This is a genomic window from uncultured Methylobacterium sp. (assembly GCF_964251405.1).
GTDB lineage: Bacteria > Pseudomonadota > Alphaproteobacteria > Rhizobiales > Beijerinckiaceae > Methylobacterium.
In genome coordinates, this window is sequence record NZ_CAXUJR010000003.1 from 1 (window position 1) to 19,574 (window position 19,574).

The following is a 19,574-nucleotide window of genomic DNA, read 5'->3' on the forward strand; positions in this document are numbered from 1 at the left end:
TGGTTGTCGACGAGCCTGCCGATGCGGGCCGCGCCGTCGTCGAGCGTCCCGCCGACGCCGTGGGCATGGTGGTCGAGGAGTCCCCGCAGTCGGTCGGTGCGATCGTCGAGGGCCGTGGCGAGGTTTTCGGAGTGACCGTCGACGAGGCTGCGGATCCGGCCCGCACCATCGTCCAGCGTCGTGGCGATGCCGTGGGCATGCTGGTCGAGGAGACCGCGGATCTGGTCGGTCCGGTTGTCGAGGGCCGTCGCGAGCATGTCCGAATGACCTTCGACGAGATGGCGAAGGCGGCCGGTGCGGTCATCGAGGGCCGCCGCGATGGCACCGGACCGGTCGTCGAGCAAGATGCGGATCTGGCTCGCGCGGTCGTCGAAGGTCGACGCCAGGATGCCGGCATGACCGTCGAGGAGACCCCTGATCTCTCCGGTGCGGTCGTCGAGGAGGCCGTGGACGGTGCGCACGCCCTCGTCGAGGAGCGCGCTGATATCGGCGGTCCGGGTGTCCAGGGTCTTGCCGAGGCGGCCCTCACCTTCGGAAAGCAGCCGGTCGGCTTCCGCCACGACCTCGCGCAGGCGGTCGAGGACGGCATCGCCGCGCTGATCGAAGAGTGCGCCGAGCGAAGCGCTGCCGGTGTCGAACAGGCGGGCGAGGTCGGTGATGCGGCCGCCCAGCGCACCGAAGACTTCGCGGCCCTTCTCGTCGAGCTCGCTCGTCATCGCCGCGGTGCGCGCATCGATGAGCGCGCCGAGATCGTCGGCACGTTCCGCGAAGGCGGCGCGCACGGCATCGACCTGTGCCGCCAGGGCCTCGTTGGCGCCGCCGCTGCGCTGCTCGACGAGGGCGACGAGTTCGCGGGTGCGGCCGGCCAGCTCTTCGTCCACGGCCCGGGTGCGGCTCTCGATGAGGCGGATCGCCTCGAAGGCCTGCGTCCCGAAGGTCTCGTCGATGAGGCGGCTGCGCTCCTCCAGCGCGGCGCCGATCGCCTCCAGGCGCTCCAGCACGCCGCTGTCGAAGCGGCCGACACCCTCGTCGAGGCGCCGGGCGAGGGTGGTGGTCTGCAGCTCGATCCGTTCGCTGATCTCGCCGGCGCGCAGGCCGAGGACGTCGCCGAGGCTCTGGCTGCGGGCGGCGATGTCCTGCGCCATGCCGTCGGCGCGGGCGTCGAGGGTCTGCACGAGGTCGCGGCTGCCCTCGGCCATGATGCGCGCCATCTCGCCGGTGCGCACGACCAGAGCTTCGTTCAGTGCCGTCGCGCGGGCGCCGAGATGGCCGTCGATGTGGTTCACCAGGGTGGTGAAGGTCTCGCCGATCTCCGTCGAGCGCTTGACCGACCGCTCCTCGAGGGCGCCGAGCTGGGCCTCGACTACCTCGCGGGCCTCACGGGTCCGCTCCGCGATGGTCTCGGCCACCGCCTTGCCCTGGACCGTGATGACCCGGTCCATCTCTTGAAGCTGGCCGCTCACCACCTCGGTCAGGGAGGCCGTATCGCGAGAGATCCGGTCGGCGAGGATGTCGCCGCGGGAGATCGTCTCCATCAGGGCGGCGAGGCGGTCGGTGAGGACGGTGTCGATGTCCCGGGCACGGCTCTCCGTGGCCTCGGTGAAGTTTGCGCCGGTGCGGGCCAGCGCGCTGTTGACCCGCTCGCCCTGGGTCGTCACCGCCATCACGACGGCGCGGGCCGTGCTCGTGAGCTGCGCCTGCGCGTCCTGGGCATGGGTGGACATCAGTTCCGTCATGCCGCGGCCATGGTCCCCGAAGGCTGTCTCGACCTCGTGGATGCGTTGGGCGAGATCGTTGCGGATCCCGTCCGACGCCTGGGACAGGACGCCCGACACCTCCGCGACCCGGGTCGCGACGTCCTCGCTGATGCCCTGCACCGCAAGACGCAGGGTCTCCACGGACGTGTCGGCGCTTTGGCTCATCTCGTTGCCGACACCCTGGACCGTCTGCAGGAGGGCCGCCGCCGCGGCCTGCGTCCTGGCCGCGAGCTCGTCGGATGTCGCGGCGACGCGGCGCTCGAAGGTGTTCACGACGTCCAGGCTGCGGGCGTCGAGTTCCCCGGTCGCCCCGGCCGCGGACCGGCGGATGGCCTCGATCGCCTCGCCGGTGCTGGTTTCAACCGCGGTGGTGGTCTCTTGCGCCGAGAGCCGCAGGGCCTGCAGCGCCTCGCCCGTGCTCGTTCCCAACGCGACAGCCGTTTCCTGCGCTGAGAGCCGAAGGGCTTCCACCGCCTCGCTCGCGCTCGTGCCGATGGCGAGCGTCGCCTCCTCGGCGCTGCGCTGAACGATCTCGGCGACCCGGTTGCCGCGGCCGTCGATCTCGCTGCCGAGGGTCTCGACCGTGGCGCGCAGGCTGTCGACCGTCTCCGAGGCGCGAGTTTCGAAGGTCTGGCCGAGGGCCTGGAAGGCGCCGTCGAGGGCCGTCGTCGCGTCCTGCGTCCGCAACAGGACGAGGTTGCCGATCCGCTCGCCGGTGGCGTTGAGAGTCGATTCCAGCCCGCCGCCCTGGACGGTGACGGTCTCGTGCAGGCGGTCGGCCATGGCGGCGATCCGCTCGGCGAGTTCGTCGCCCTTGGCGCCGACATCGGCGGCGAGGCTCGTCGCCGAGGCGACGAGCTCGTCGCGCAGGCTTCCCGTCCGGGCGCCGAAGGTATCGACGATGCCGGTGGCGGCCTCGACGAGGCCGGCCTGCGCGTCGCGGCTGCGGGCCTCGATGAGGTCGGAGATGCCCGCGCCCACCGCCTCGATCTCGGCGCGAAGGGTGGCGCCGCGGCTGGCGATATCCTCGGCCAAGGACGCACCGGTGGCCGCGAAATGCTCGCGCAGGGCGTCGCCGGTTTCGGCGAAGCGCGCGGTGATTGTGCCGCCCGTCGAGGAGAACTGCTCCGTCAGCTCGGTGCCGCGGGACAGGAAGGTCGTCTCGAGGGATCGGGCCGATTCCTCGAAGCTCTGGCGCACGGCGCCGCCCTGGCGGTTGAGGGCCGAGATCACGTCGGCGCCGGTCTCCGCGAGGGTCCGGGCGACCGCGCCGGCATTGTCGGCGAGGGTCGCCGTGAGGATGCCGCCGGTGCGCTCGAAGGCCGTGGTGACCTCGCCGGCACGGCTCTCCAGGGACTGTGCCAGCACGTTGCCGACCTCCGTCAGGCTGCCGCGCACGCCATCACTGGTTGCGACGAGGCGCTGAACGAGGAGGTCGCCACGCTCCGAGACGAGACCGACGACCTTGTCGCCTGCCTCCCCGAGAGCGAACGTGATCGCGTCGCCGCGGTCCCCGAGGGCCGTGGTGATGGCCTCGCCGCGGGCGTCGAGAGCACCGGTGACGCGGTCGCCGGCCCCCGTCACCGCGGCGACGATGCGCTCGGCCGCGCCGTCGAGCTCGGCCGTCAGGTTCTGGTGCGAGCCGGTGATGGCGCCGCGCACCCGCTCGGCATTGGCGACGATGGATTCGCGCTGCGCGACGAGTTCGTCGACCAGCGAGCGGATGCGGATCTCGTTCTCGGAATAGGCGCGTTCCAGGGTGGCGATCTCGCCGCGCACGAGGGTTTCGAGCTCGCCGGCCCGGGCGAGCGCCCGCTCGACGCCGTCGCCCACCGCGGCGACCTCGCGGCGAACGGTCTGCGACATGGTCAGGACTGCGTCGGTGGAGAAGTTCTCCGGTTCGGCCAGCCGGATCGCGACCTCGCCGACGGCGCGCGCGACGAGGCGCATCTCCTGAGCGCGCACGGCGAGCATCGCCATGATCAGGAACAGCACGGTCGGCCCCACCACGACGGTGGCGGCGACGGCGGCCTGCAGGGCGGTCAACCCGAGGGCGAAGCCCCTCAGGTCCCCGCCGGACTGGTTCCAAGCCAGTGCCACCAGGGCACCGATCCAGGTCAGCATGGCGACGACGGCGACGAGGTAGGGCTTCGGCGAGGGGCGGACCCGCAGGGTTTGCTGAAGGATGCCGATATTCTGGCGGTCGTCGTTGGCGACGAGGGACCGGTCCGGCGGCAGCAGGCCGCCTTCGCGACGCGGACGGCCCCGTTCGCCCTGCGAGAGGTCCGATACCAGCGGCGGGTCGAGCTCGAGGCGGGGAGGGGCGAGGCGCCCGTTGCGGTCGAGGAGATCGTCGCCGTCGCCGATGTCGGGCAAGCGCGGCTCGACGCGCTTGTCGTCCCGGTCCGGGGTCTGCATGTCCAGATTCAGAGCCTGTTCGATCGCGGAGAGCGCTGCCTCGGCCGGATCCTTGAGCTTCTTTTCCGTGGCCATTCAACGCCTCGTTACGCGAGCCCCGACGCGCCGTTCGTCACCGGCCGGCGGAGTCATTTTTACCGATTTACCAAGGAAGTTTAGACTTCGACGCCGCGCCGGGATACCCGAACCGTTCGGCGCACCCGAAAAACCTTAACCGAATGGTTACCAAGCGGAAGCCCGGGCTCCCCCGACCCCACATCCGCATGATGCCTCAATGCTTAAGCGCATGAGAACCCGGACGGCCTGGCCTGTGGACAGCACACGATCCGACGCCGCACCGCCAGGAAGGAGGACCGATTGCAGCCCCAAGGCATGATCGACCACGCGCATCTCGACGCGCAGACCTTCGGCGACGCCGACCTCGCCTGCGAGGTCCTGCAGCTCTTCGTGACGCAATGCGCGGCACTCCTGCCCGCAATTCGCGACGCCACCCTCGGCATGGATGCCCGGGCGGACCATGCCCATACCCTTCGCGGGTCGGCCGTCGGCGTCGGCGCCCACGCCGTCGCGGCGGCCTGCGGCATGCTGGAAGGCGATTTGCGCGCCGGCACCCTCGAGCCGGACGGCCTCGATCGTCTCTCGGCCGCGGTCGGCGCCACGCTCGAAGAGATCGCGAGCGGTCGCGCTTAGACGGTCGCGCGCGAAGGCCACGGTGTGAGTGCGAACCGCATGCGGCAAAAGCGGGTTCGTGCGCATTCCTGCGGAACCGCCGGGGGCCTTCCGCGTCGGCGCAGGGAATATCGATCTGACCGGTGTGAACGCTTGCTTTCGGGGGCACGCCCCTTCAAGGCAGGCGCGCGCCTTCCATACCGGCCACACACGCGGTGGACGAACCCGGAGCCAGTGATGCCCAAGATCACCTACGTCGACCATGCAGGAACGGCGAGGACGGTGGACGCAGAGGTCGGGTCGACCGTCATGGAGGTGGCGATCCGCAACAACGTTCCGGGGATCGACGCCGAATGCGGCGGCGCCTGCGCCTGCGCCACCTGCCACGTCTATGTCGACGGGGAATGGGCCGCCATTGTCGGGCCGGCCGAGCCGATGGAGCAGGATATGCTCGATTTCGCCTCCGACGTGCGGTCGAGTTCGCGCCTGTCCTGCCAGATCCGCGTCAAGCCGGACCTCGACGGCCTCACCGTGACGACGCCGACCCGGCAAGGCTGATCAGCGTCAACGCATCAGAGCGCGCGTCGCACCATCGATACCCTCGACGCTCAGCGGAAACATGCGGTCGCCGACGAGACGTCGTATCATGGCGACCGACTGGGTGTAGGCCCAATGCTCGGCAGGGATCGGATTCAGCCAGGCCGCTTTCGGGAAATGGTTGAGGAGACGCTGGAGCCAGACCTGCCCCGCCTCCTCGTTCCAGTGCTCCACCGAGCCGCCGGGCATCGCGATCTCGTAAGGGCTCATCGACGCATCGCCGACGAAAACGAGGCGGTAGTCGGACGGGTAGGTCCGGATGACGTCGAGGAGCGGCATCCCCTCGTCGTGACGGCGGCGGTTGTCCTTCCAGACCCGCTCGTAGGGGCAGTTGTGGAAGTAGAAGTGCTCGAGGTGCTTGAACTCCGCGCGGGCGGCCGAGAACAGCTCCTCGGCGAGTTCGATGTGCCAATCCATCGATCCGCCGACATCGAGGAACAGAAGGACCTTGACGCTGTTGCGGCGCTCCGGCCGAAGGCGGAGGTCGAGGTAGCCCCTCGACGCGCTCGACCGGATCGTGCCGTCGAGGTCGAGTTCCTCTGCCGCCCCAGCGCGGGCGAAGCTGCGCAATCGGCGCAACGCGACGCGCATGTTTCGGGTCCCGAGCTCGACGGAATCGTCGAGGTCCTTGAAGTCGCGCTTGTCCCAGACCTTCACCGCCCGGAAGTTGCGGTTGCCGTCCTGTCCAATCCGGATTCCCTCCGGGTTGTAGCCGTAGGCCCCAAAGGGTGACGTACCGCCGGTGCCGATCCATTTGGAGCCGCCCTGGTGGCGCTCCTTCTGCTCGGCGAGTCGTTCCTTCAGAGTCTCGAACAGCGTGTCCCAGCCGAGCGCCTTCAGTTCGGCCTTCTCGGCCTCGGTGAGGTATTTCTCGGTCAGCTTGCGCAGCCACTCCTCGGGGATTTCCGAGGACTCGACCGCCTCGCCGAGGGACTGGATGCCTTTGAAGACCGTGCCGAAGACCCGGTCGAACCGGTCGAGGTTGCGCTCGTCCTTCACCAGGGCCGTGCGCGACAGAAGGTAGAAGGTGTCGACGTCCCTGTCCGCCAGGTTGCGGTCGAGGGCATCGAGAAGCGTCAGGTACTCCCGCAGCGTGACGGGGACCTTGGCGGCGCGGAGCTCGGTGAAGAACTGGAGCAGCATGAGCGGACAACGCGCGAAGGCGGGGGTCGCGTCAAGGCGCGCCGCATTCGTGAGACCCGGCCTCCCATCATGGCTCCCGATCCGCGCGATTGAAGAGCCTTCTGGCGAAAGAATCACCAAGCTGAATAAAGGATTTGGCCGTGTTCGACCGTGCCGTGACTCGGAAAAGTTCACCGATTCCTTGCACGAAGCTGGGTATAACCTGCGATTCCTGTTGATATCCCTAGCGTGAGCGTTCGTACCCCCTCCATGAGCGTCACGAGAATCGAACAGCTCATCTTCACAGTCCCGGCTAGGTCAGGGCCTTGTTCTCCGGACTTGTGTAAGGGTGAACGCAATGGCGGTCGTCTTGCGATCTTTGAGTGACTTCAAACGGTTTCTCTCGAAGCCGGGAGCGACGATTCAAATCGTCCGAAACACGTTCATCGAACGTCAGCCGAAGGCATTTCAGGACGCCTATCGCGAAAAGGGGATGTACGAACCCCGGACCATTCAGGCCCTGTCGAAGAAGGCCGCCGTCTTCGCCATCAAGGGCCACCCAACGATGATCTGGCTCTATTGGGACAAGGGCACGCGGAAGTGGCGCTACGCAGGGGACACGGTCACGGTCCCCCTCGACTCCGCCCTCGGGCCGCCGGACGAGATCGTGTATCGCTGTAGCTTCGCCATCGGCACCGAACCGCGAGCGCGCGTCGGCGTTCGCCGCCTTCCGCGAAAACCCGGTGACCGCCCCGACGCCACGCCCATCCCAAAGCCGACAAAGCCGAACCTGCCAACCCATTGCCAGGGCCGGCTTTTCTAATCCTCGACACAATATCCGTTCGGATTGCAGGTCGCTGTAGTCGTTACCGACCCACGCCGACTAGAGGTTCAGCCAGTTCCCGGCAACCAACCAGCTTTTAACGCTATCGCAGTCGCGAAAGTATCCGTATCTGGATATCCGACTTCTTGCGTCGTGCGCAGAATTGCTTGGGGCGATCGCTTCGACAATAACACAGATCTATGAGCGCCATATTTTTTGCCGGCTGCCTCGGACGGCCGATGACGGCTCGTCCTTACGCCCACCCGCTCACGCCTGCTTGATCGATGGCGTGTCGTCGGGCGGCTCGGCGATGGCCTTGCCGACGGTGCGCCGGGCGCGAAACGCCGGGCGCACCTCGGTTTCCTTGCGCTTGAGCATGGCCCGGTACTCGTCCCGCCGCTCGTGGATCGACGCGATGACGAGGCCCATCGGCACGCCGACATCCACCAGCACGGCCTCCGACAACTGGAGGGACGCCTCGATCGTCTCCGGCACCGCATCGTCGACGCCGAGTTCGTAGAGGGCGGCGGCATGGCGGGCATCGCGGGCTCGCGCCACGATGGTGATGTCGCGCCGTTCGGCCCGTGCCGCCTCGACCACGGCCTCCACGGCCCTCGGATTGTCGAGGGTCACGACGAGGGCTCGCGCCGTCGCGATGTCGCAGCGGCGCAGCAGTTCGGGGTTGGCGGAATCGCCGAAATAGACCGGATTCCCGAGGCGACGCTGCTCCGACACCCGCGCCGCGTCGGCATCTAGGGCGAGATAGGGGATCTTGTGACGCGCCAGCATCTCCCCGACGAGGCGCCCGACGCGGCCGTAGCCGGCGATGATCACGCGGTTCTGCTGCCGGCCCGGCAACGGCTCTGCGCGGGCGCGGCCGAGCTGCGTCGAGGACAGGCGGCGCCCGAGCCGCCGCCCCAGCATCGCCAGAGCCGGAATCGCGATCATCGTCACCGTGGCGACGATCAGGGCCGCCTGGCCGACCTCGTCGGGCACGAGGCCGCCCGCGACGGCGCCGCCGATGAGCACGAAGGCGAACTCGCCGCCGGGTCCCAGCAGCAGCGCCGATTCCAGGGCCACCGACCGCGCGACCCGGAAGAACGGGGCTGCCGCCACGATCACCGCCGCCTTGATGATCAACAGGCCGAGCGCCAGGCCCAGGATGGTCTTGGGCGCCGACAGGAGCAGCGCCGGATCGAGCCCCATGCCCACGGAGACGAAGAAGACGCCGAGCAGCAGTCCCTTGAACGGATCGATGGTCGCCTCGATGGCGCGGCGATACTCGGTCTCGGCGAGCAGCAACCCCGCGATGAAGGCGCCCAGCGTCATCGAGAGGCCGCTCGCCGCCGCCGTGAGGGCGGTGGCGACGATGACGAGCAGGCAGGCGGCCATGAACAGTTCTGGCGAGCGCGTCCGGGCCACGAGCTGGAACAGGGGCCGCAGCGCGAGCCGCCCGGCGACGACGATCACGAGGAGGGCGACCGCCGCCTGACCCAGCGCGATGGCCAGGGCCGAGCCGACATCGGCGCCGTCGCGCCGACCGAGGACGGCGACGGCGAACAGCATCGGCGCCACCGCGAGATCCTGGAACAGCAGGACGGCGAAACTGGCGCGGCCGGCGGGCGTGTTGAGACGCTTCTGCTCGGCGAGCACCGGGATCACGACGGCCGTGGAGGACAGGGCGAGGGCAAGCCCGACCACGATGGCGGCCGCGAAGCCGACGTCGAGGGCATGGAGGCAAGCGGCGATCACCACCGAGGAAGCGATCACCTGGATCGAACCGAGGCCGAAGACGAGGCGCCGCAGGGTGCGCAGCCTCTGCCACGACAGTTCGACCCCGATCATGAACATGAGGAAGATCACCCCGAACTCGGCGAGATGGGCGATCTGCTCGCGGTTGCCGATGGTGACGTATCCGAGCCAGGGATTCGACTCCGCCAGACGTCCGAGCCCGAAAGGCCCGAGCAGCGCACCCGCCCCGATGAAGCCGAGCACAGGGCTGATGCGCAGCCGATGGAACAGCGGCACCACCACGCCCGCCGTGACGAGGAAGATGATGGCTTCCTTGTAGGAGCCGGCGTGGACCTCGGTCATCGCATTCCGGTTCGTGTGGGGGGCCTGCGCGATCATGGGTGCCTCACCGCACCGGCGGCAAGCCGCCATCGACAGGGAAGTGCTGCCAAGGGCCTCCGACCCGCAGAAGGGTGGTTCGGCCGGCGTGCGGCGTCGGGTCGTGGAAGGTCGAAGCGTGCGTTGGGCTTTGCGCGACGCGACCCCCTGAGGCAAGCCTCATTCCGGGTCCGGAACTCAGGATCGGTGGCTCGGGGCGATCACAGGGGTCGCGCCGACGAAGCCGTCGGCCCCGCCATCATGGGCTATGGCGCAAAAACGGCACAATAGCCGCATAAGGCGCTGTCTTAACCCGGTGTTAAACCCGCCGTCGTCGCGTATCGAAACCCGAGTGCCTCATGCCGAGAAACCCGCCGAGCAGGGACGTCCAGCGCGAGCGCCGCGCCTGGATCCGTGAGACGGATCAATGGCGTCACGACCGCCATGTCGAGAAGGGCTACCGCATCAAGTGGGGCTATGTCGGCATCGCCTATCTCGTCGAGGCGATGGTCATCGGTGCCTCGCTCTGGGGGGCGTGGCTGTTCGCCGGCTACTACAGCGACGGCGACGAGCGCTCCTTCTACTTCATGCTGCTCGCTCCCCTCGTCTACGCGGCGGTGGAGCTGTGCCGCGTTCCGCTCGGCATCCTGGCCCGCACGCAGCGCTCCTACATCGTCCGCGTCCTCGCGATCATCGGCATCGTCTTCGCCGCGGGCGTGACGACGAAGTCGGTGTCGCAGCTCGGCGAGATGATGTTCCATCCCCGCCTGATGGACGCCGCCAAAGCCAAGACGGCGCTCAAGGACGCGCAGGCCGATCGCGGCACGATCGATTCGCGGATCTCGGCGGCCGATGCCCGCGTGGTGCAATACACGACCGAGCTCGACCAGATCGAGAAGCGCTCGGCGGAGAACGCCTCCCAGCTCGCCGGCCTGCCAGCGCAGCGCTGCGAGCGCATCTCCGGCACCAACAGCCGCGGCCAACGCTATTCCAACCTGAAATGCGTCACCGATCCCCGCACCGCCACGCTGAACGCCAGCGTGGCCAAGGCCGGCACCGACCGCGCCGTCGTGGTGAAATCGCTGGAGGAGGCCCGCAAGGCGCGCGGCGAGCTCGACCGGGGTGCGTCCGACCGCAAGGTCGCGGATGCCGAGCAGACCTACCGCAACGCGGTCAACCGCTCGCAACTCCATTCCTTCACCGCGATGGTCTACGGCGTCGATCCGATCGATGTGAGCGAGGCACAGGTGCACGCCTTCCTGCGCATCTTCGTGTTCGTGCCGGCCCTTTGCGCCGCCTTCGCCTCGACGATCCTCGCGCTGTGCTCGGTCTCGGTCCGTAGCACCTTCATGGACGAGGACGACCTCGGCGCCAGGGTCGACCCGGCGGCGACGCCCTTCATGCTCGACTCGATCACCGACGCGCTGCGCGAGGAAATGGGCTTGCAGCAGAAGCCGCCCGCTCGTGAGGCGGCCTCCGGTGCCGTCATCCCGATGGACCGCCGACCGGCGGCCAACGCGGGGGCGGGGGCATGAGCCTTCACGCCCATGGTACCCCCGAGAACATCGTTCTCGCGCAGAGCGTGAACGGGCGCCTGCGCGCGGAGGCGCGCATGACCGCGGCCCGCGCGTTCCTGTTCCGGTCCCTGGGCGCGGGCGCCTTCGCGGCGCTCGCGGGGGCGGGCCTCGGCGCGGCCTTCTACGGCTACGCCACCATGAACCAGTTCGACTCGGCCGCCGAGAAGATCGCCGCGGCGATGCAGACGGCGCTGTCCGACGTGACCCTGAAGACCAAGGGCGAGGTCACGCTCACCGACAACATCCTCAAGCTCGAAGGCGGATTCCCGAAGCAGGCCGCGACCCCGACGCCGACCAAGGCGCAACTCGGCAGCGACGCCGCCCCCGCCTCCAAGGCCGCCGTCAACACCAGCTTCACGGTGTTCAAGCAGGTGCCCTACATGGACGGGCAGATCGTCACCGGCTGGAACTTCAAGGCCAACGAGGACGCGCCGTTCCAGCAATATTGCTACTTCTCGCGCCGCACCAACGAGCAGAAGGGTCAAGTCGAGATCAAGATCGATCTGGCCATGGACGGCAAGACCCTGCCGCAGCCGGTCAAGTCGGACGTGAATCTCGCGATCCTGGCGTCGAACTGCGTCTGGCATGACGGGAAGGGGTTGTAGGGGCGAGAGACGTCGCCGATGATTTTGGGAGCTCGCAACTGCGATGCCGCGAGAAATGGCCCCGCTTCGTCACGATCCCCGGACGGGTTGCAGCGGGTTCACGAAATCCAGCCCGACAAAGTCCCGCTCGTTGTCGGTCACGACCATGCATCCGTGAGTCTCGGCGATGGCCGCCAGGATCATATCGAGTGCATCGCGCGGGCGGCCTCGCGCCTTTCCCGCCGCCATCAGTCTGGCCCAGACCAGCCCCGCCGGCTCGTCGAACGGTAGGATTCGACCGGCAAACAAGGTCGGCGGCCCGGACGGGCCGGCGAACCAAGTTTCGATCCCGGCGCGTTTCCGACCCGATGGGAGTTGCAGGATGCCGCGCTTGATCTCCGCCATCGTGAGGGACGCGATGAACAACGTCTCGTCGCTCTGCTCCGCCATCCAGGCGAGCAGCGCATCCGACGGCGCGGGCTTGATCAGATTGCTGAGGATGTTGGTATCGAGCAGGAAGCGCTTCACAGATCGATGTCGCGCCCTGCGTGGCGTGTCTTCGTCAGGTCGATTCCGGAGCCGACGAGGGGCGAGCGCCGAAGGGCAGCGAGGATGCCACCCTTGGGCGAAGGCTCGCCGTTCACCGCCATGGTCACGGTCCTGCGCAATTGAAGAGCCGCCGGTCCGTCCTCGGCCAGCCGCCGCACCAGGTCGCGGACCAAGGCGCGATCCTCACCGCGGCCGAGCACCTCGAAGCGCACGAGTCCGCGCTCGTTCAGCCGGGCGCGGTACTTGCTGAGTGCCCGTTGCTGTGCCGTGTTGTCCATGGGCAATCCCCGTCTTATATCCGGCGATATATCCAGTCGCTTGGCGATGGACAAGGGGTCACGCCGGCCAGCAGGCGACCGCGCCATCTCCCACTCATCATAGAACGGCACAAAGATGCGCTTCACCGGGACCGACGCCTACGTCGCCACCAACGACCTCACGGTGGCGGTCAATGCCGCGATCGTCCTCGAGCGCCCGCTCCTGGTGAAGGGCGAGCCCGGCACCGGCAAGACGGTGCTCGCCGAGGAGATCGCCAAGGGACTGGGCGCAAAGCTGCTGACCTGGAACGTCAAGTCGACCACGAAGGCGCAACAGGGGCTCTACGAGTACGACGCCGTCTCGCGTCTGCGCGATTCCCAGCTCGGCGACCCGCGCGTCTCGGACATCGGCAACTACATCCGCCGCGGCAAGCTGTGGGAGGCGTTCACCGCGCCCGAGCGCCCGGTGCTGCTCATCGACGAGATCGACAAGGCCGACATCGAGTTCCCGAACGACCTCCTCACCGAGCTCGATCGCATGGAGTTCTTCGTCTACGAGACCGGTGAGATCGTGAAGGCCGAGCGGCGCCCGATCGTGATCATCACCTCGAACAACGAGAAGGAGCTGCCGGACGCCTTCCTGCGGCGCTGCTTCTTCCACTACATCAAGTTCCCCGACGCCGAGACGCTGCAGGCCATCGTCGAGGTGCATTATCCGGGGATCAAGCAGCGCCTCGTCGCCGAGGCCCTGCGCATCTTCCTCGAGGTCCGCGAGACGCCCGGCCTCAAGAAGAAGCCCTCGACCTCGGAACTGCTCGATTGGCTCAAGCTCCTCGTGTCGGAGGATATCGGGCCGGAGCAACTGCGCGAGCGCGACCCGCGCAAGCTGATCCCGCCGCTGCACGGCGCGCTGCTGAAGAACGAGCAGGACGTCAGCCTGTTCGAGAAGCTGGCCTTCATGATGCGGCGGGAGGGGCGGTAGGGCATTGGTTCCATGCCCTACCGCACTGTTGCAGCAGGAACTCCTCAGGGACGTGGTGCCCGCTTTCAGGATCGATCCCGTAGCATCCTCACTCGCCGTCGTCGGGCAGGATCGAATGGCCGGCCCGCACCACCGGCAATGCCGCGCGCGTCGTATCGGCGATGGCGTCCGAGAACGCGTTCTGTGCCTCCGACAGCTCACCAGCCGTCCGCAGGTCGAGACCACCGGCCTCCTGGAGCCGCTTGGTCGAGGCGGCGATGAGCCGGGCGAGATGCCGAAGGGTCGAAATCGCATCCTTGATGACCTCGGCGTCCTCGCCGAGACGGTCCGACCGTTCCGCACCGATGCTGGCCTCGAGCGATGCTGGCGCGCTTTCGCCCCGCACGGTCACGATGGTGGTCGCCTCGATCCGCGTCGTTCCTTCAAGGCGCAGAAGGAGCGTGGCGTCCTGGTCGCCAGTCGCAGCCGTTCGACCGGATTCCGCTGCCTCGCCGGTCCAGGCATCAGCGTTCACGAGCTGACGGATGGCGGCGTCGATGGCGTCGTAGCCTTCGGCCTGACCCGTCGCAGCCAGGTCGAGGGCCACCGTTTGCGTGACGACGTCGTGCGCGATCGCCGTGACCGCGTCGGGAGCCGCCTCCGCCAGGGTCCTGTCCTCGACCTCGGCGATCGTGGCTTCGCCCTCTCCGAACGCGCGCGCAGCCCCGGACAACGCGTTGGCCGCATGCTTGGCATACGTGATGGCCGCGCGGGGATCGAGCAGCGCGAGCACGCCGGCATCGCGCGTCGCGACCTTCAACTGCTTGATCTGGATAGCGGCGAGCTCCTTGCGGCCCTCCGCGAGCTTGCGATCGAGGACGTCGGCGGGGTTGGCCTCGGCCGAGTCGGGCGTTTCGTCGGTGGTGAGGCTGTGGCCGGCGCCCTGCAGCGTTCCGGCCCGGCCATAGACCACGATCCTCTCGCTGGTGCTGCTCGACGCCGCCCCGATCGTGATCCGGACCGCCGGAGCCAGCGCCTCGGTGGGTTTCTCGCCCCCTCGGCTCACGGGAGCTTCCGACCCGTCGATCCGGGTGGTCTGCCGGGGCACGGCCCCCGCACCGGTCGTCACGATCGTTGCCACCGCACGCTCACGGGTCAGGAGGATTCGAGGGGTCTAGTCTTGCCCTCGTCAGTCTAGTCAAACACAGAGAGGTGGAGAGATAATGAATGCGGACGGTCAGCGGTCCCTTGTGACGGCTCGAGGTGTCCCGATGCGGTGCGTAGCCGGAGGTGGCCCTGTACACGGACGAGGCCACGCCCAGATAAGGGACGCGCCGCCCGCGTTGCCCTCCCGGGATTGTCCTCGATGAAGACCAAGAAACTCGGCCGCACCGGCCTCGACGTCTCGCCCCTCTGCCTCGGCTGCATGACCTACGGCATTCCGGATCGCGGGCCGCATCCCTGGACCCTGCGCGAAGAGGAGAGCCGGCCGTTGATCCGCAAGGCGCTCGATCTCGGCATCAACTTCTTCGACACCGCGGACTATTATTCGGACGGGACCAGCGAGGAGATCGTCGGGCGGGCACTGCGGGACTTCGCCGACCGCGACGCGATCGTGCTGGCGACGAAGTGCTACTTCCCCCTGAAGAGCCAGCCCAATGCCGGCGGGCTCTCGCGGAAGGCCATCTTCTCGGCGATCGATGCCAGCCTGAAGCGGCTCGGGACCGACTACGTCGACCTCTACCAGATCCACCGTTGGGACTACGAAACGCCGATCGAGGTGACGCTGGAGGCGCTCCACGACGTGGTGAAGGCCGGCAAGGCCCGCTATATCGGCGCCTCGTCGATGTTCGCCTGGCAATTCGCCAAGGCGCTGTTCACCGCCGATCTCCATGGCTGGACCCGGTTCGCCACGATGCAGGACCACCTCAACCTCCTCCACCGGGAGGAGGAGCGCGAAATGCTCCCGCTCTGCGCCGACCAGGGGGTCGCGATCCTGCCCTGGAGCCCGTTGGCCCGCGGGCGGCTCACCCGCGACTGGGACGAGACCAGCGCCCGCCAGGATACCGACGAGGTCGGCCGCAAGCTCTATGCCTCGACCGAGGAGGCGGATCGCGCCATCGTCGCCAGGGTGGCGGAGATCGCCGCGTCCCGCGGCGTGCCGCGCGCGCAGGTGGCGCTCGCCTGGGTGGCGCAGAAGCCGGGCGTGTGCTCGCCGATCATCGGTGCCTCGAAGCCCCAGCACCTCGACGATGCGGTCGCGGCCCTCGATCTCCATCTCACCTCAACCGAGGTGGCGACGCTGGAGGCGCTCTACGTGCCACACCCGGTCGTCGGCTATCTGTAGAGGAAAGATTGGAAGACGCCTTGGCTCGATCCGGAACCCGCCGCCTCATCCTTCTCCGCCATGCCAAGTCGGATCGTCCGGCCGGCGTCGGCGACCTCGACCGTCCCCTCAACCCGCGCGGGCGCAGAACAGCGCCGCTCGTCGGCTCCTACATGGCGGGCGAGGGCCTCAAGCCCGACCATGTCCTCGTCTCGCCCTCGCGGCGCACCCGCGAGACCTGGGAGGCGGTCGCCGAATCCCTCGGCGATCTGCCATGCGAGATCGCCGGGGACATCTACGAGGCGCCCGTCGAGTCGCTGCTCGCAGTGATCCGGTCGGCCCCCGACGAGGCCGGCACCCTGCTCGTCATCGGCCACAATCCGGGCCTTCAGGAACTCGCCACGCAGCTCGTCGGAGATGGTCCCAAGGACCTCTGCCGACGGCTGGCGGCGGAGTTCCCGACGGCGACACTCGCGGTCATCGATCTTTCCATCGACGCCTGGGCGGGCATCGACGCCGGGGCCGGACGGCTCGAGCGCTTCGTGCGTCCGCGCGATATCGCGGGCGAGGATGCGGACTGATTGAACCGGGTTCGGCGTGAGACCGTTGCCGAGATCCGTGCCTGTCACCTCGGCTTCCCGTGCTCCTGACCGCCATCGTCATCGCCACCACCCTGTTTCCCGGTGCCGGGACCGGCATCGATGCCGCGCGTCGGGGGATAAGCGAGCTCGGCGCCCGCATCGCCTTGCCGGCCCCGGCTCCCGAGCCTGCGCCGGTTTTCGCGGCCGATGCGCGGGCGGTGTCCAACTGGCGCGTCGAGGCGGGCCAGTCCCTGCGACCGGCCTCCCTCGCATTGGTAGCCCGCTACGCCGTGGTCGAGCCGGCCTTCGTCGCCCGCTGCGTTCGGCTGAACAATTACTGGTGCATCAAGAGCGCCCGCTGGAACGGCGAGATCGGTGCCGACGCCGAGGGCCATACCGGCTTCGCGAGCGCCGCTGCCGGCGCCGATGCGGCCGCCCAGCTGCTGCGCCGCTACTATCGCGACCTCGGCCGCCGCAGCGCGCTCGCCATCGTCCGGCGCTGGGCACCGGCGGAATGCCGGCTGCCCGGTGTCGCATCGCCGTCCAGGGGGGGCGTCTCGGCCGATGTCGCGCCGCTCGGCCTTCGCAGGACCCTTCGCGCCCGCTACCTCGCCCGCCGGGTCCCGGTGAGGGCGCCGGGGCGCGTCGTGGGCGCGTCGGGAGGACCGTTGCGGGTGCAACCCTGGTCGGCCCGGGCGCTGATGGCGCGATCGGGCAAGGCCGTCCCGCCGCCGCGGGTCCGCCTCGCCGGCGCAGCGCCCGAGGGATCGGCCGAACCCGCGCGCCCGGCTCCGGCGCCCGGCCTCCTCGTCAGGCCATCGGTGATCATCGCCAAACCGTCCGTCCTGCTGGTGCGCCCGTCCGAACTCCTCGTGAAACCCCAGGTGACCGCGCGGTCGGCACCGCCGAAGCCGTCGACCTCGCGGCCGTTCGCGAGGCCGGCGACCTCGGTGATCCTGGCCGATCGGCTGGCGGCGGAATCGGCGGCCTTGCCCTCCATCGCCGCGGGCCTGCCCCATATTCCGCTCCTCGACCTGCGCGTGCCCGCACCCCTCTGCGCCAACGACGAGACCCGCATCCGCAACTATGCCACGCGGATCGCGGCCGGCGTCGGCCTCAAGGTCGACGACGATCTCCTCCTGTTCGATTCCGAAGGCCGGCCGACGCCGAACCTCGCACCCGTGATGCTGGCGATGTCGGCGGTGGAACTCGGCACGTTGCGGGCAGGCCCGGCCCTGGTCGAGGCGGCGGTCGCCCGCCTCGCGCCAGTCGTCGCCAGGATGACGCCCGCGACGGGACCATGAGCCGCGCCACGCATCGGCTCCCGCCAAGCCTTTCCCGTCGAACCTTGCGGCGACGACCACCGAACGCCACCTCAGGCCGGCCCGATCGATCCCCCTCCCGCCGACGATGAACGCCTCCCCATGACCAGCTTCACCGCCCGCGCCGGCTCGGCGGTCCGGGCCTTCGCCGAGGCGTCAAGCGACCTCCTGATCCAGCCGACGTTGCGCCTCGGCGTCACCGGCCTCGCCCGCTCGGGCAAGACCGTCTTCACCACGGCCCTGATCCACCACCTCGTCGAGGCGCATGCGCTGCCGGCCTTCGCGCCCTCGCAGGAAGGCCGCCTGCGCCGTGCCCGCCTCGTGCCGCAGCCCGACGACGACGTCCCGCGCTTTCCCTACGAGGATCATGTCGCTGCGCTCACGGGTGCACGGACCTGGCCGCGTTCCACCGACCGCATCAGCCAGTTCCGGCTCGCCATCGAGTACGAGCGCGCCGGCGGCTGGCGCTCGGGTCCGGGCACCCTGATGCTCGACGTGGTCGACTATCCGGGCGAGTGGCTCCTCGACCTCGCCCTGATCGACCAGACCTATGCAGGCTGGTCGCGCGCCACGATCGCCGGGACCCGCCGCAGCGGCCGGGGCGAGGCCGCACGCCCCTGGCTCGAGACCCTGAAGGGACTCGATCCCCAAGGTCCCCTCGACGAGGTCGTGGCCGAGCATGCGAGCACGGCCTTCAAGACCTATCTCTCCGCCCTGCGCGCCGGGCCCGAGGCCGTGGCGACGACGCCCCCCGGCCGGTTCCTGATGCCCGGGGATCTGGCCGGCTCGCCGGCCCTCACCTTCGCGCCCCTCGACAATCTCGGCGAGACCCCGAGCCCGGACAGCCTTGCCGGCCTCATGGAGCGGCGGTTCGAGGCCTACAAGACGAAGGTGGTGGAGCCCTTCTTCCGCAACCACTTCCAGCGGGTCGACCGGCAGATCGTCCTCGTCGACGTGCTCGCCGCCGTCGATGCCGGACCCGCGGCTTTGGCCGAGCTGGAAGAGGCCCTCGACGCGGTGCTCCTCAGCTTCCGCATCGGCCGGAACACCATCCTGTCTCGCCTGTTCGCGCCGCGCGCCGAGCGCATCCTGTTCGCCGCGACCAAGGCCGACCACCTCCACCAGACCAGCCACGACCACCTCGACGCGCTCCTGCGCCTCCTCGTCTCCCGCGCGATGCGCCGGACCGAGGCGGCGGGCGCCCGGGTCGGCACCGTGGCGCTCGCCTCCGTGCGTGCCACCCGCGAGACCACGATCCACGACGGGGACGAGCGTCTGCGGGCGGTCTCGGGCACGCCGGAGGCCGGCGAGGTCGTCGGCGACGAGAGGTTCGACGGCCTTGGCGAGGCGGCGATCTTCCCCGGCGAGTTGCCGGCGCGGCCCGAGGACGTCCTCGACGGGGCCGTGCCGCCGGGCTCCCTGCGCTTTCCCCGCTTCCGCCCGCCCCTGGTCAGGCCCGATGCCCTCGGCCGCCCCGGCCACCTGCCGCAGATCCGTCTCGACCGGGCCATGCAGTTCCTGATCGGGGACAAGCTCGCGTGAGGCGGTTTCTGGATGATGCCCATGGCATGAGTTCCCGCCTCTCCTCCCCCTTGTGGGGAGGAGCCGGAGGTGGGGGTGGCTCCGCTGGCCTCCGCAGAGGCTCGCCCTCCTACCCCCACCTCCCTGCCCCCTCCCCACAAGGAGGAGGGGCGAGCGTCGCGCCCGATGAGTCCGGCCGTCGGACCAGTCCCAAGGTCGTTTGCCGCGAAAAGGTCCGCCCATGACCTCGACCCAGCGCCCCCGCGCCTTCCGTATCCCCTCAGCCGACCCCGCCGAAGCGCCCGAGGGCATCGCTCCTCCGCCAAGCACCGTGCGGTTCGTCGAGGAACCCTTCGAGATCGTCGATGCCGCCGACGGGACGCCGGTGCCGGTGGCGCCGA

General features: G+C 69.1%; 15 protein-coding genes and 2 pseudogenes. 11 read left to right on the forward strand and 6 right to left on the reverse strand.

All coding sequences use genetic code 11. From position 1 onward, the window contains the following. Nucleotides 1-4,250 (reverse strand): annotated as a pseudogene (locus ACFE7U_RS01280) (hypothetical protein); the annotation flags it as partial. Between the two features lie 282 nt (nt 4,251-4,532). On the opposite strand from ACFE7U_RS01280, the gene ACFE7U_RS01285 reads away from it, so the two are divergent. Beyond that, entirely contained in the window at nt 4,533-4,865 is a 333-nt protein-coding gene (locus ACFE7U_RS01285) for an Hpt domain-containing protein (RefSeq protein WP_375407915.1), read from the forward strand. A 216-nt stretch (nt 4,866-5,081) separates the two neighbouring features. Then, nucleotides 5,082-5,402 carry a 2Fe-2S iron-sulfur cluster-binding protein gene (locus tag ACFE7U_RS01290; RefSeq protein ID WP_375407916.1) on the forward strand — a complete coding sequence of 107 codons (321 nt, stop codon included), beginning with the start codon at nt 5,082-5,084 and terminating at the stop codon, nt 5,400-5,402. Nucleotides 5,403-5,408: 6 nt separating this feature from the next. Here the strand turns inward: ACFE7U_RS01290 and ACFE7U_RS01295 are convergent, their stop codons facing one another. Then, on the reverse strand, nt 5,409-6,584 hold the full coding sequence (locus ACFE7U_RS01295) for a VWA domain-containing protein (RefSeq protein ID WP_375407917.1): 1,176 nt from the start codon (nt 6,582-6,584) through the stop codon (nt 5,409-5,411). A 337-nt stretch (nt 6,585-6,921) separates the two neighbouring features. Between ACFE7U_RS01295 and ACFE7U_RS01300 the strand changes: the two genes are divergently transcribed. Next, on the forward strand, nt 6,922-7,386 hold the full coding sequence (locus ACFE7U_RS01300) for a hypothetical protein (protein WP_375407918.1): 465 nt from the start codon (nt 6,922-6,924) through the stop codon (nt 7,384-7,386). Between the two features lie 267 nt (nt 7,387-7,653). Here ACFE7U_RS01300 and ACFE7U_RS01305 read toward each other — a convergent pair whose 3' ends face one another. After that, nucleotides 7,654-9,480, reverse strand: a complete 1,827-nt coding sequence (locus ACFE7U_RS01305; protein ID WP_375407919.1) for a cation:proton antiporter — start codon at nt 9,478-9,480, stop codon at nt 7,654-7,656. A 374-nt stretch (nt 9,481-9,854) separates the two neighbouring features. On the opposite strand from ACFE7U_RS01305, the gene ACFE7U_RS01310 reads away from it, so the two are divergent. Next, nucleotides 9,855-11,030 (forward strand): ATPase, encoded by a 1,176-nt coding sequence (locus ACFE7U_RS01310; RefSeq protein ID WP_375407920.1) that lies wholly within the window; start codon nt 9,855-9,857, stop codon nt 11,028-11,030. Next, a complete protein-coding gene (locus ACFE7U_RS01315) occupies nt 11,027-11,677 on the forward strand; it encodes a hypothetical protein (RefSeq protein WP_375407921.1) in 651 nt (216 codons plus the stop codon). The genes ACFE7U_RS01310 and ACFE7U_RS01315 overlap by 4 nt, the downstream gene beginning before the upstream one ends. Nucleotides 11,678-11,746: 69 nt before the next feature. Here ACFE7U_RS01315 and ACFE7U_RS01320 read toward each other — a convergent pair whose 3' ends face one another. Both ACFE7U_RS01320 and ACFE7U_RS01325 read right to left on the reverse strand, forming a co-directional pair. Beyond that, the gene (locus ACFE7U_RS01320) at nt 11,747-12,184 is read right to left on the reverse strand and encodes a PIN domain-containing protein (RefSeq protein WP_375407922.1); all 438 of its coding nucleotides are present in this window, start codon (nt 12,182-12,184) and stop codon (nt 11,747-11,749) included. After that, entirely contained in the window at nt 12,181-12,483 is a 303-nt protein-coding gene (locus ACFE7U_RS01325) for a hypothetical protein (protein ID WP_375407923.1), read from the reverse strand. The genes ACFE7U_RS01320 and ACFE7U_RS01325 overlap by 4 nt, the downstream gene beginning before the upstream one ends. 115 nt (nt 12,484-12,598) lie before the next feature. Between ACFE7U_RS01325 and ACFE7U_RS01330 the strand changes: the two genes are divergently transcribed. After that, nucleotides 12,599-13,444 carry an AAA family ATPase gene (locus ACFE7U_RS01330; protein ID WP_375407924.1) on the forward strand — a complete coding sequence of 282 codons (846 nt, stop codon included), beginning with the start codon at nt 12,599-12,601 and terminating at the stop codon, nt 13,442-13,444. Between the two features lie 88 nt (nt 13,445-13,532). Here ACFE7U_RS01330 and ACFE7U_RS01335 read toward each other — a convergent pair whose 3' ends face one another. Further along, nucleotides 13,533-14,564, reverse strand: a complete 1,032-nt coding sequence (locus tag ACFE7U_RS01335; RefSeq protein ID WP_375407925.1) for a hypothetical protein — start codon at nt 14,562-14,564, stop codon at nt 13,533-13,535. A 225-nt stretch (nt 14,565-14,789) separates the two neighbouring features. On the opposite strand from ACFE7U_RS01335, the gene ACFE7U_RS01340 reads away from it, so the two are divergent. The 5 genes and pseudogenes from ACFE7U_RS01340 to ACFE7U_RS01360 all read left to right on the forward strand — a co-directional run. Beyond that, nucleotides 14,790-15,770 (forward strand): aldo/keto reductase, encoded by a 981-nt coding sequence (locus ACFE7U_RS01340; RefSeq protein ID WP_375407926.1) that lies wholly within the window; start codon nt 14,790-14,792, stop codon nt 15,768-15,770. A gap of 20 nt (nt 15,771-15,790) precedes the next feature. Beyond that, complete coding sequence (locus ACFE7U_RS01345; protein WP_375407927.1) at nt 15,791-16,330, forward strand: histidine phosphatase family protein; 540 nt, start codon at nt 15,791-15,793, stop codon at nt 16,328-16,330. Between the two features lie 59 nt (nt 16,331-16,389). Further along, nucleotides 16,390-17,634 carry a hypothetical protein gene (locus tag ACFE7U_RS01350; RefSeq protein WP_375407928.1) on the forward strand — a complete coding sequence of 415 codons (1,245 nt, stop codon included), beginning with the start codon at nt 16,390-16,392 and terminating at the stop codon, nt 17,632-17,634. A 120-nt stretch (nt 17,635-17,754) separates the two neighbouring features. Continuing rightward, entirely contained in the window at nt 17,755-19,194 is a 1,440-nt protein-coding gene (locus ACFE7U_RS01355; protein WP_375407929.1) for a YcjX family protein, read from the forward strand. A 220-nt stretch (nt 19,195-19,414) separates the two neighbouring features. Continuing rightward, nucleotides 19,415-19,574 (forward strand): annotated as a pseudogene (locus ACFE7U_RS01360) (TIGR01620 family protein); the annotation flags it as partial.